The 12,884-nt window shown below is 45.7% G+C and carries 12 protein-coding genes and 1 tRNA gene; 8 read left to right on the top strand and 5 right to left on the bottom strand.

Going from position 1 to position 12,884, the window contains the following annotated elements; translation table 11 throughout:
- The 5 genes from T495_RS0104005 to T495_RS0103975 form a co-directional block, all read left to right on the top strand.
- A partial coding sequence (locus tag T495_RS0104005; protein ID WP_033147644.1) for an ATP-binding protein occupies window positions 1-191 on the top strand: 191 nt, incomplete at its 5' end.
- 445 nt (window positions 192-636) lie between these two features.
- On the top strand, window positions 637-1,023 hold the full coding sequence (locus T495_RS0103995; RefSeq protein ID WP_231495043.1) for a helix-turn-helix domain-containing protein: 387 nt from the start codon (window positions 637-639) through the stop codon (window positions 1,021-1,023).
- Window positions 1,020-1,547: a hypothetical protein gene (locus tag T495_RS0103990; RefSeq protein ID WP_033147642.1), complete on the top strand. Its 528-nt coding sequence runs from the start codon at window positions 1,020-1,022 to the stop codon at window positions 1,545-1,547. Before T495_RS0103995 ends, T495_RS0103990 begins: the two co-directional genes overlap by 4 nt.
- A 39-nt stretch (window positions 1,548-1,586) precedes the next feature.
- The gene (locus tag T495_RS0103985; RefSeq protein WP_033147641.1) at window positions 1,587-2,534 is read left to right on the top strand and encodes a hypothetical protein; all 948 of its coding nucleotides are present in this window, start codon (window positions 1,587-1,589) and stop codon (window positions 2,532-2,534) included.
- A gap of 337 nt (window positions 2,535-2,871) precedes the next feature.
- On the top strand, window positions 2,872-3,192 hold the full coding sequence (locus T495_RS0103975) for a hypothetical protein (RefSeq protein ID WP_033147639.1): 321 nt from the start codon (window positions 2,872-2,874) through the stop codon (window positions 3,190-3,192).
- A gap of 295 nt (window positions 3,193-3,487) precedes the next feature.
- Here T495_RS0103975 and T495_RS0103970 read toward each other — a convergent pair.
- Window positions 3,488-3,572 (bottom strand) — tRNA-Leu (locus T495_RS0103970).
- A 154-nt stretch (window positions 3,573-3,726) separates the two neighbouring features.
- Here T495_RS0103970 and T495_RS0103965 point away from each other — a divergent pair.
- Window positions 3,727-4,824, top strand: coding sequence for a mannose-1-phosphate guanylyltransferase (locus tag T495_RS0103965; RefSeq protein WP_028902316.1), 1,098 nt, complete (start codon window positions 3,727-3,729; stop codon window positions 4,822-4,824).
- Here the strand turns inward: T495_RS0103965 and T495_RS0103960 are convergent, their stop codons facing one another.
- The 4 genes from T495_RS0103960 to T495_RS0103945 form a co-directional block, all read right to left on the bottom strand.
- Window positions 4,825-5,217, bottom strand: coding sequence for an HIT family protein (locus tag T495_RS0103960; protein WP_028902315.1), 393 nt, complete (start codon window positions 5,215-5,217; stop codon window positions 4,825-4,827). It abuts the gene before it with no gap.
- Between the two features lie 40 nt (window positions 5,218-5,257).
- Window positions 5,258-5,725 carry a transcription elongation factor GreA gene (greA, locus tag T495_RS0103955; protein WP_028902314.1) on the bottom strand — a complete coding sequence of 156 codons (468 nt, stop codon included), beginning with the start codon at window positions 5,723-5,725 and terminating at the stop codon, window positions 5,258-5,260.
- 150 nt (window positions 5,726-5,875) lie between these two features.
- Window positions 5,876-6,832, bottom strand: a complete 957-nt coding sequence (locus T495_RS0103950; protein WP_033147638.1) for a phosphatase PAP2 family protein — start codon at window positions 6,830-6,832, stop codon at window positions 5,876-5,878.
- Window positions 6,823-7,818: an NAD(P)-dependent oxidoreductase gene (locus T495_RS0103945; RefSeq protein ID WP_033147637.1), complete on the bottom strand. Its 996-nt coding sequence runs from the start codon at window positions 7,816-7,818 to the stop codon at window positions 6,823-6,825. Before T495_RS0103945 ends, T495_RS0103950 begins: the two co-directional genes overlap by 10 nt.
- A gap of 106 nt (window positions 7,819-7,924) precedes the next feature.
- On the opposite strand from T495_RS0103945, the gene rnr reads away from it, so the two are divergent.
- Window positions 7,925-10,066 carry a ribonuclease R gene (rnr, locus tag T495_RS0103940; RefSeq protein ID WP_028902311.1) on the top strand — a complete coding sequence of 714 codons (2,142 nt, stop codon included), beginning with the start codon at window positions 7,925-7,927 and terminating at the stop codon, window positions 10,064-10,066.
- 123 nt (window positions 10,067-10,189) lie between these two features.
- A complete protein-coding gene (locus T495_RS0103935) occupies window positions 10,190-12,883 on the top strand; it encodes a 4-alpha-glucanotransferase (protein ID WP_033147636.1) in 2,694 nt (897 codons plus the stop codon).
- Window position 12,884 lies beyond the last annotated feature (1 nt).

Genomic DNA, 12,884 nt, shown 5'->3' with positions numbered 1-12,884 from the left:
CCATGCTGCAGATTTTGGAAGAGAGGTATGAGAGAAAGTCCGTTATCATCGTCTCTCAGCTACCTATAAATAAATGGTATGACTACATCGGAGATCCCACTCTGGCCGATGCCATCATGGACAGATTGGTGTCAAATGCGAATAAAATTGAATTAAAAGGTGATTCTATGCGTCAGAAAAAGAAAAAATAGTTATATTTGCACCCAGTAAGGCAGAGCCGATGATCATGGTACCGTTTGCAGCGATACGGACGGTACCGATTGCAGCGCTAGCATGGTACCGATTACAGTGTTACACTTGGTACCGATACAGCGATATCAGCAATTAGCCTGTTTTGCCAGAGAAATGAGTTTAAGGCTACAACTTGGAAAGGGTGCAAATAGTGATGATAGCCCCAGAATATCTTGGAAACCCTTTGAAACATTGTTTAAACTACCCAATGGAAAGTTAAGATCAAATTATAACGACATACAGAAGACAGGGCAAAACCCAAGTAATATTTGGATGATTGATAAAGTCTTTGAATAGAAAAGATCTGATTTAAAACGCCCCCTGCAATACCCTACAATGGGCAATTGTGGGGGCTTTTTATTTCTTTTTACCTCTATCTTTGCAGCAGATTTACAACCCGATGGGATGGAGTACAAGCCCCAGATGGTTGAGATCTATGGCAAAGATAGGGGTGGACTTGTACACACCTCTGGAAAGCCTCAACCTCAATATAAAAGAGTTATGGCAGAGGAATTGAAAGAGGTGGCCGACCTTATAACGGCAAACACAATTTTTTGTACTAAAGAGGTGCTAACAAGCGATGAGGCTGCAAGATATTTGGGCATTTCAAAATCTTGTTTGTATAAGTGGACTATGGGCAGACAGATCCCCCACTTTAAAAGCCCTACAGGAAAAATGTGCTTTTTCAACAGAAAAGAAATAGAGGCGTGGATGCAGAGCCAGAGGGTTGCAACCAATGATGAGTTGGAACAGCAAGCCCAAACAATAACAAGGAAAGGAGGCAAGAAATGAACACCCCAAACATACGCTATTATGCCAAGTTGGTGAATACTACCCAGAATGGCAAGAAAACGCCCAAATTTACTATTATAAAACAGGCGGGCTATTATCCCCCAATGGATCAATTAAAAGGGCGTGATGGGCAAATTTCAATGTATTTAATGGAGAAACTAAAAGAGGGTGAAAATGTACCATCGATGAGGCTGCAGGCTATTAAAAGCCTAAACTTTACAGGACTAAAGGATTACTTTGTAGACGGCAAGTTAAGCGGGTTTGCATACGGCTACCCTCTGGATAAGCCCACCTACAGCAAAGACAGCAAACAAAACCCTTTCTTTGAATACAAAGAGGATGGCTTTTTATTCTTGATACACCAGAGCGAGCAAGCCCCAGAGAGCCAAACACCCGATAGTATAGAGTTGGTTGTATTGGAGGGTGCAAAGGTGCTGATAAGCGCCTATTGTAAACAGCTGTTGATGGGCGGTTTTGATGAGGCTTTGGAGGCTTTGAGAAAGCAGGCACAAAAAACGTTATAGTGTGTATAATGTACCCAATTTTTGGTAACAAAGAAATCTATGGAGGCAGGCTATGACAAAATAAAACTCTGGATAGATCGGACTATAGTAGGGGGACAGTACCCCACTATAGCCAACTATCTGGATAGTGCCAAACAGCAAACAGATATTCAAACAGGCGAGGTGAAAACCTTTGGTCGTATTGAGGGGTTGAAAGTATCTATTTCTGCAGGCGGTTTGTCGATTATTGGTAGTTTGCCCAAGTTTCTGTTTGGTAGCAACGTTTACCCCTTAAATAAACGTGCTGCAGCCCAAGCGCTTGAAAAGTTGGCCGATATATTACACATACAGGTAAGTGAGGCTGATGTAACAGGGATTGAGTTTGGCGCTAACTACCTTATGAAACACCCTGTAGCGGAGTACCTTTCTAAATTGGGAACTATGCCAAGATTTGACAGGTTGCAAGTTACTGCAAATTCTATACGTTATGGGGGCAAAGGGAAACAGCAACCCAAAGTATTTGCTTTCTATGATAAAATAGCAGATGCAGCAAAAAAGAGGATGGAATACCCAGAGGATCTTGAAAACCTATTGAGATATGAAACAAGACTAAATGGGCGTTTGCCTTATCAGTTATCAGTCCCAGAGGTTAAAGCCTCAACGCTGACAGAGCCAGACTTTTACAGAAAGATGGTTAAGTACTACCAAGATAGTTATTTTTCAATATCTAAGTTAAACCAAATAAAAACAGATGTTATGAGCGAGATTAAGAGCCCCAAAGATGCATTTGATGTATTAGTAGCAAGATTGATAAGCCAAACAGATCCAAGCCAGATAGAGGGCTTTTTGGATGAGTTGAAACAAGCGGGTGTGTTCACCGATAGAAAGAACTACAGCCGATTAAAAGCAAAGATCCAAGAGGTAGCCCACAAAGCCAATATTACCATATCAGATGATCTTATAAAAGAGTTGGATGATGAGATAAAAAATAGTGGTGCTTATGTATGAGTGTGCAATATCAAAAACAGCCTTTTGTCTTATAGTAAGGTGTAGTTTGTTACCAATATTTGGTATCATTAAAAAATAATGTGCATTAAATTATAGTATAATGAATAAGCAAGAGAACTCCCTAATAGCAGCAGATAGTGAGTTGCAAGAGTTTTGCCAATGGTACAAAAAGCACTTTGGTAAATCAGAAAGTTATGAGAGTGCAATGATAACTTGTTTGTGTGGGCGCTTTCATACATACCCTAAGGAGGCCAAGAAACTGATGGATCGGTTAAAAAGCCTTGATTTGTTGAGCCAGAAAAGAAATATAGTTTATCTAAAGTAGATTAAAGTAGATATGAGTAGAACAAAAGGAACGCCCAAGACAGGCGGCAGACAGGCGGGAACACCTAACAAGGTATCTGGATCTTTGAAAGAGTTTATTGCAGACCTGTTAAACGATAACAGGGAACAGATGCAAGAGGACTTAAAAGCACTAAGGCCAAAAGAAAGGGTTGCAGCGTATCTTAGTATGATGCAGTATGTAATACCTAAGCAACAGGCGGTTAGTGCAGATGTGGACTTAGGAGGTATCTGTAAGGATCTTGTTATAACACACGTATCAAGAAACCCAAAAGATGATATATTTCCAAGTAGTGAAAGTGAGGTGGATTTGTAACGAGATCCAAGAGAGTGCAATATTGAGGAATTAAAAATAATAGCCAGAGTTGAGCGGAGAAACAATATTTTTATTAAATTTGCACACGATAAGTTGTAACTAACTTATCTTTTGGTTTGGGGTGTGGCTGCAGGGATGCACTTACACCCTTTTTTGTTGAGGCTAACCCCTTAAAAGTACACTTTAAAAACACTTAGTACACTTTTAGTACACCTTGAAAGCAGTTTTGAGAAAATAAAAAACGCTGCAAGTTATTGACCTACAGCGTTTTGCTTTAAGAGATGCTTTTATTTCTTGGTACCCAGACCCGGGATCGAACCGGGATGGATTGCTCCACTGGTGTTTGAGACCAGCGCGTCTACCGATTCCGCCATCTGGGCTTGACATTTCAAGTCATTAATCTCCTAAAGCGGGTGCAAAGATACGACTTTTATTTGAATTACCAAAAGAAAATGAAAAAAAACTCTGTTTTTCTTGTTTACATCATATATTTTTCGTATCTTTGCTGATAGAATTATGCTAAAATCCTAATGAATGGAAATAACTGATCAGAAAAATTACTGCGTGATTCTCGCCGGGGGTCGCGGTCAACGATTGTGGCCCGTCAGCAGAGAACAGCGCCCCAAACAGTTTCTCGACCTGTTTGGCACTGGTCGCACCCTGTTACAGTCGACGTGGGACCGTTTTGAGAAGCTACTCCCCAAAGAGAATATTCTTGTTTGTACATGCGCTGAATATCAAGATTTGGTAAAACAGCAGCTACCAAAGTTGAGCGACCATAACCTCATCGTAGAACCCATACACCGCAATACGGCGCCCAGTGTAGCATGGGCATCCATGCGTATACATCATCAGGACCCTAACGCCAACATCATCGTTTCGCCTAGTGACCAGTTGGTACTCAACGAGTCTTCGTTTGCCAACAGTATTAATGTAGGCATCGGTTATGTATCGGAGAATCATGTACTACTGGCTATGGGCGTAAAACCCACACGCCCAGAACCAGGCTATGGCTACATCCAGTTAGGCGATCTGAGTTGTAAGCCCGATGTGTACAAAGTAAAATCGTTTACCGAGAAACCCGAACGTGATTTCGCACGCATGTTTATGGAAAGCGGCGAATTCTACTGGAACACCGGTATCTTCATTTCAAGTGCCTTCCATCTACTGGACACCTTCGAGAAAGTTTTTCCACCAGTGTTACGCGAACTGCGTTATGAAGTACAGGAATACACTTATGAAACCGAGATGAAGTATGTAGCCGAGAACTATCCTCGTTACCCCAACCTATCTCTCGACTACGCAATATTAGAGCAAAGTGAGAACAACGTATTCGTCATGAAATGCGACTTCGGATGGGCCGATTTAGGTACCTGGCACGCTATCTATGAAGTGATGCACAAAGTAAGCGACGATAACGTAGTTATGGATTCAGAGGTGATATTGGAAGATTGCAAAAACAACATTATCAAACTCCCAAAAGGAAAAATAGGCGTTTTTAATGGTTTAGAAGGATACATTGTAGCCGAAGAAGATGGAGTCCTGCTTATCTGCAAGAAAAGTGACAACTCTTCGATGGTAAAGAAATATGTCAATGAAGTAAGGATTAAATACGGCGATGAGTTTGTGTGATCACACAAACTCACCACGTATTTTTTCAGCAATAGCCTTGAATTGCTCTTCAGTAAGCTTCAATTTTTCACGACGAAAATCAACATCAGCCTCACTCTGCATAGGGATGAGGTGGATGTGTGCATGAGGGACTTCAAGTCCGAGCACCACTTGAGCCACTTTCTTACAAGGGAAAGCCTTCTTGATAGCCTGTGCCACACGTTTAGCAAACACCTGATAACGAGCCAACTCGTCGTCAGCCATATCGTAGATATAATCGACCTCACGTCGGGGAATCACCAGAGTGTGACCCTCAACCAGCGGATTAATGTCGAGAAATGCGTAGAACTCTTCGTTCTCAGCACATTTGTAGCTGGGAATCTCACCAGCAGCAATCTTGCTAAAGATATCCATAACTATTCACTATTCGTTATTCACTGTTCACTTAACCAACTTAACCAACACTAATCTTGTCGATACGCAGCTTTATGGTACCACGTGGAATCTTCACTTCAACCTCGTCGCCTACCTTATGGTTCAACAAACCCTGAGCAATAGGGGTCTGAATAGATATTTTACCCTCACGCAAGTTTGCCTCACTCTCGCTCACGATAGTATAGGTCATCTTGGCTTTGTTGGTCATATTAGTCATCTCTACTTTCGAGAGAATCTGCACAGAGTCGGTACTCAGTCGACTGGTATCTACCACCTTGGCATCGGCGATAGTCATCTTCAACTGATTGATTTTATCCTCGAGATGAGCCTGAGCTTCCTTGGCAGCATCATACTCTGAATTTTCACTCAAATCACCCTTCTCACGGGCCTCAGCAATAGCTGCCGAAGCCTTAGGGCGCTCAATTGCCTCTAAACGATGTAATTCGGCTATCAGTTTATCGTAGCCGTCTTGTGACATGTATGCCATAATATATACAATTTTACTATTTATAATTTTACCATTCTACTTGGACTCAACAAAAAAGAAAGAATCCCGACTCACACAGTGTCGGAATCCTCGGTTATATCATGTCTTATCCTTACTATATCGGTTGCAAAGATAAGTAATTAATTTGAATTAAACAAATTTTTTCGAGAAAAAAAGTAAAACTGCATAGATAACCACGGCAGAAACCCAGCCGCCAATCACGTCGATAGCATAGTGGGCCTGGATATAGACGGTAGCCAGACACATCAGCACATAGAAAGGCAGGATGGTATAGATCAGCTTGCGGTTACGGGCATGCCAGGCCAACAGCAACAGGATGGTGGTCACGCCCACATGACTGCTGGGAAAAGCGGCCGTTGGACGCTCACCGGCAGCATGGGCACTGGCCACACACTGATAGAAAAAGCCGTCTTTCCAGCCAGGGATGGGCAACGCCTCACTATGCGTCGCGAAATAGTCACCTACGTTAGGGAAATGGCCTTGAGCGATCTCTCCCACGCCTGCTGCCAGATAGTAGTACTGCGGTCCGGTGACAGGCAGGAACACGAAGATGACGTAGTAGAGCATGAACGCTGCCAGAATGATGAACGCCACACGGGTAAACTCCTGATAGCGGTACAGAAAATAATAGAATGTCACCAAGGCTATCAATGGGTAATACGACGCATAGCCCAGATGCATCAACTCACTGAAGACGCCATTCGACACCTTCTGCGAGAAGAGCAATGCCGGCTGACAATGGAAAAGCTGTTGTTCCATACCTGCAAACACATGGTCGAGATTATGGAACATGCGGTTGATCTCGTAGGTATCGGGATACCACCACGACAGCAGCGCCAGTTGCAGACAGACGCGGAACAGCATGGTGAGACGACAGGGCACCAGTCTGTACACCCCCCAGAGGGCCAGTGTAGAGGCCACCACACGACCACGTCCCCAGAGCATCGACTCCGGATTCTCCAACTTGGTATAGGTGAGCAGCATCACCAGCAGTGTGAGTGCCAGATAGGCCATCACTGCCCATTCAAATGCCAGGAGTCCTTTACGGGGTTTCCGTTCTATCTCGAAAAGTTTCTTTACAACCATTTGTTATCCTGATACCATTTAATCGTTTCCTTCACGCCACGCGACAAATCGTACTCGGGCTTGTAGCCTAATTCATCAATAGCAGGCTGAATGTCGCACCGCCAATTGCGCTGTCGTAATATATTATACTTATCGTTATTTAGTGCCGTTACCTTACCCGTCATTCGGCCTACATATTCACCGAAGAAAGTCACTACTCGGAGCACCCAGATGGGCGCTTTGATACGAATCCACCATGGACGTCCTAACGCTTCGTGAATCAAATTGCTAAAAGTCTCGCTCTGATACACATTGCCGTCGCTTAAGAAATACTTACGACCGTTCTGTCCTTTTTCCAGCGCCAGAAAAATGGCCTGAACCACATCCTTCACATACACAAAAGTTATGTCCTGACGCTTATAACCCACCGCAAAATCAGAGTGTTGCTTGATACTCTTGGCCATGATGAAGTAATCCTTCTCGCGAGGACCGTATACACCAGTGGGACGCACTATTATATAAGGTACGCGCGAGCCCAGTTGTTCCAGATACTGCTCGGCAGCCAGTTTACTGCGACCATAGGCTGTATTGGGTTGAGGTGTATCAGTCTCACGGATTTCCTCGTAAGGCTGCTGTTCCTTGATGGCACCGAAAATACTCAGACTACTCACAAACACAAATCGTTTCAGCGGCATACCCACTTCAAGAAGTGATTCGACCAGGTTCTTGGTTCCCTCGGTATTGATACGTGAAAAATCCTGCTTATGCAGACACTTGGTAACCCCTGCCGCATGAACCACGTAATCGAAACTCGTATCCCGTAGCTGCTCCACGAGTTGGGCTTTCGACGAGAGATTGAGTTCAATGAAATGAATCCGCTCATCCTGCAGATAGGCCTTCGAGCTGCTACGACGCACTGCAGCCCAGGTTTCGAACCCACGCCTAACAGCCTCTTCGACTATAAACGAGCCAATAAAACCACTCGCACCCGTGATCAGTATCTTCATATTTTCAGAAATTTGCGTGCAAAGTTACAATTTTTTTTGTAATCCGTATAATCCGTGCCTTTTTTTTCTTATCTTTGCAGTCGAAAGAAACTAATAATAACAAGCTATGGGTAAAAAGAAAGGTGGAAAACGACTGGGTAAGAAGCAGGTGAGCGAGCTATTACAGAACCTGTTCCAGCATAATCCAAACGAAACATTTTCATTCAAACAAATATTCAAGGTATTGAAATTCGATACCCATCCACTCAAAATGCTTGCCATCGACGTGATGGAAGAAATGGCATGGGATGACTTCCTACTTAAGGTAAGCGACAACTCCTACAGGCTGAACCTAAAGACACAGGTACAGGAGGGTGTATTCCACCGCAAAGCTAATGGTCGCAACTCGTTTGTTCCCGAAGATGGCGGTACACCAGTATTCGTAGCAGAGCGCAACTCTATGTCGGCCATGGACGGCGATCGTGTCAAGGTTTCACTGATGGCTCGTCGCGACAAGCACATCAAGGAGGCGATGGTCATTGAAATTGTAAAACGCGCCCATGATACCATCGTAGGAAAACTGCGCGTTGAGAAAGATATAGCCTTCCTTGTCACGCCCGACTCAACATTCGTTCACGATATCATTATCCCTAAACGCAAGCTGAAAGGTGGCAAGACCGACGATAAAGCAGTGGTCAAAGTTATCCAATGGCCTGATCAGGACCACAAGAACATCATCGGTTCGGTTGTCGACATTTTAGGAAAGACAGGCGAGAACAACGCTGAGATGCACGCCATCTTAGCGCAGTACAACCTCCCCTACAAATACCCGAAGAACGTAGAGGAAGCTGCCGAGAAGATTGAAGCCACTATCACCCCTGAAGAAATCGCACGCCGCGAAGATTTCCGCAACGTATTCACCTGCACCATCGACCCGAAGGATGCTAAAGATTTCGACGATGCCCTGAGTATCAGGAATACCGACAAAGGTCTTTGGGAAGTCGGTGTCCATATTGCCGATGTATCACATTATGTGAAGGAAGGTTCCACCATCGATAAGGAGGCTTATGCTCGTGCCACCAGTATTTATCTGGTTGACCGTACCATTCCGATGCTACCCGAGCGTTTATGTAACTTTATCTGCTCGCTACGACCTGACGAAGAGAAGCTATGTTACAGCGTCATCTTCAAATTAGACGACGAAGCCAACATCAAGGACTGGCACCTGGCTCATACCGTCATTAAGAGTGACCGTCGATATGCCTACGAAGAAGTGCAGCAGATTATCGAAGAAGGAAAAGGCGAGAACGCAGAAATGTTGCTCAAACTCGATGCGCTGGCCAAGAAACTCCGCGAAGCTCGATTTAAGAACGGTAGTGTAAAATTTGACCGTGAGGAGCTGCACTTCGACATCGATGAAACGGGCAAGCCCATCCGCGCATACTTCAAGGTATCAAAGGATGCCAACAAATTGATTGAAGAATTCATGTTGCTGGCCAACAAAACCGTTGCCGAGTCTATCGGACGTGTAAAGAAGGGCATCAAAGCCAAGACGCTCCCCTACCGCATTCACGACCAGCCCGATCCACAGAAGCTTGAGAACTTGCGTGAGTTCGTAGCAAAATTCGGATACAAGGTAAAAACCGCTGGCACCAAAGGCGCCATTACCAAATCATTAAACGCGCTGATGACACAAGCCGAAGGCACCCGCGAGCAGAATGCCATAGAAACGGTAGCACTACGCGCCATGATGAAGGCGAAATACAGTGTACATAATATCGGACACTATGGATTGGCGTTCGACTACTACACACACTTCACTTCCCCCATCCGTCGTTATCCCGACATGATGGTGCATCGTCTGCTCACTAAGTATCAGGATGGTGCCCGCTCGGCCAATAAAGACAAATACGAGGAGTTTTGTGAGCACTGTAGCGACATGGAGCAGATCAGTCAGAATGCCGAGCGCGACTCTATTAAATATAAGATGGTAGAGTTTATGGCCGACAAGATTGGCAACACCTACGATGCCCATATCAGTGGCATCCAGTCGTATGGTATTTACGCCCAGATTGATGAGACCCACTGCGAAGGTATGATTCCCATCCGCGACCTTGGTAATGACTACTACGATTTCGATGAGAAAAACTACATGATTATCGGTAGGCGTCATCATACTAAATATCAGTTGGGTGATCCCATCCGCATCCAAGTAGCAAGAGCCAATTTGGAACGCAAACAGTTGGATTTCACCCTTGCCGACGATTAACGACATATCGCACTGGTCACCATGCAATCGTTTGCATCGAGAAACCATCAAATACACACCCGTTTGGAAACACCGAACGGGTTATTTTCGTACTTTTGCCAAAAATAACTAAAGACAATTGGTATGAAGATCAATTTCAACCTCGAGTACCAGACAACCTTCGGAGAGGAACTGGCACTGAACATCCTAACGGATGGCAAGACGGAACAGCACAAGATGACGACCCTTGACGGGTTGCACTGGATGTGCGAGATGAGTAAGGCGGTGAAAACCAGCGCCCACATCGACTATTATTATACATTGATGCGTGGTGAGCAGGAACTACGACATGAGTGGTTGGTGATTCCACACCGTTTGGAATTTGCTGCTGCACGAGGCGCCAAGTACACTGTCTACGACCACTGGCTTGATATTCCAGAGGACTCGTACATGTATTCTACCGCCTTCACAGAGTGTATCGCAGCCCGACAGCAAAAGCTCAGCGCGCAGACCACATACAGCAAGACTGTACGCTTGAAGGTACGAGCTCCACAATTGCGCAACAACGAGCGTCTGGCCCTCATTGGCGGCGGTGAAGCCTTAGGCAGCTGGGAGGCCAAGCGCGCCATCGACATGGTTGAGCACGAGAACAACGAGTGGGTCATCAGTCTGGATGCCGACAAACTGTCAAGCACATTCGAGTTTAAATTTGTTTCTCTTGGCCAAGAATTTGACAACGCTCCACTTTGGGAGAATGGCATGAACCGTACCATCGCCTTGCCACCAATGGAATCGGGCGAAGTTGTGGTCTACGAGCTCTCGCAGGCTTACTTCCCTGTCTATCCCTGGAAAGGTGCAGGAACTGTTATCCCCATATTCTCACTGCGTTCTGAAGGCAGTTTCGGCGTAGGCGACTTCGGCGACCTGAAAATGATGATTGACTGGTGTGATAAAACCAAGCAACGTGTGCTGCAGGTATTACCCATCAACGACACCAACATCACCCATACCTGGCAGGACTCATATCCATATAATTCTATCAGCATCTACGCTTTGCATCCACAATATACCGATCTGCGACAGTTGCCACAGCTCAAGGACGAGAAGTTACGCAAAGAGTACGAGGTCCTTCAAAAGACTCTCAACGCCCTGCCACAAATAGATTATGAGCGCGTGAACAATGCCAAGATGGACTATCTGCGTGCCATCTATGTTCAGGAGGGAGCAAAAATCATGAAGACCGCAGCTTTCAAGCAGTTCTTCGAGCAGAATAAGGAGTGGCTGGTACCATATGCTGCTTTCTGTTATTATCGTGATCTCTATGGCACAGCCACGTTCCAAGACTGGCCCGATCACCACACACTGCCCGAGAAAGAACGCGAGGCTATGAGCAAGTCGACCACAAAACTCTATAAAGAGGTGGCTTTCTGGTACTTCGTACAGTTCAATCTCGACCAGCAGATGCATGCAGCCCATGCATATGCCCGAGAGAAACGCGTCGTGCTGAAAGGCGATATCCCCATCGGCATTAGCCGCGATGGTGTAGAGGCATGGGTAGAACCCAAATATTTCAACTTGAACGGACAGGCTGGTGCCCCACCTGATGCCTTCTCGGCCAACGGTCAGAACTGGGGATTCCCCACCTACAACTGGGATGCCATGCTCGAAGATGGCTGCTCATGGTGGGTTCGCCGATTCCGTAAGATGTCAGAGTACTTCGATGCTTACCGTATCGACCACGTCTTAGGCTTCTTCCGTATCTGGGAGATTCCTATCGACGCCGTTCACGGACTATTAGGACAATTCTCACCTTCACTCGGCATGACCCGCGAGGAGATTGAGGCCTATGGACTGCATTTCCAAGAAGAACTATTCACCAAGCCATTCATTGCCGACTGGACGCTGGCACGTATATTCGGCGAACAGGCACAATATGTAAAGGAGACATTCCTGAATCACGCCCACGACGACATCTGGCAGATGAAGCCCGCATTCGATACCCAGCGCAAGGTTGAAGCCTGGTACAAAGAGCATGCTGTCGAAGGAAGTGATATAACCGCATTAGCCAACATGCGCGACGGTCTCTACGCACTTATCAGTGATGTACTCTTTGTGCGTGACCGCAAAAACGACGATAAGTTCCACCCAAGAATCGGTGTACAGAACGACTTCATCTATGAGGCTTTATGGGACAACGACAAAGCCGTGTTCAATCGTTTGTACAACGACTACTTCTATCGTCGCAACAACCAGTTCTGGTACACCGAAGCGATGAAGAAACTGCCTCGTCTGACGCAGGCCACCCGTATGCTGGTTTGTGCCGAAGATCTTGGCATGGTACCCGACTGTGTTCCTTGGGTGATGAACGAGCTGCGTATATTGAGTCTGGAAATCCAGTCAATGCCGAAGGATCCTACGACCCGTTTCGGCAAGTTGAAGCACAACCCATACCGCTCTGTCGACACCATATCAACACACGATATGTCGACCCTGCGCCAATGGTGGGATGAAGATGAAGAACAGACACAGAGTTATTACAACTCGATGCTCCATCGTGGTGGTGCCGCACCACATCCATTGCCAGGCTGGTTGGCGAAGGATATTGTGAGCCGCCATCTCACCTCACCCTCGATGCTCTGTCTGCTCTCACTACAGGACTGGCTGAGTATCGATGAGAATCTGCGGCTCCCCGACCAGAACGCTGAACGCATCAACATCCCAGCCAACCCACGTCACTACTGGCGTTACCGCATGCATCTGAGCATAGAGCAGTTGCTGCAGGCCGATCGTTTCAACGAAGAAATCAGCACATTAATTATTCAAAGCGGAAGAAAATAAT

Source organism: Prevotella sp. P6B1 (assembly GCF_000702825.1).
GTDB lineage: Bacteria > Bacteroidota > Bacteroidia > Bacteroidales > Bacteroidaceae > Prevotella.
This window is presented reverse-complemented; position numbering and strand designations above follow the sequence as displayed.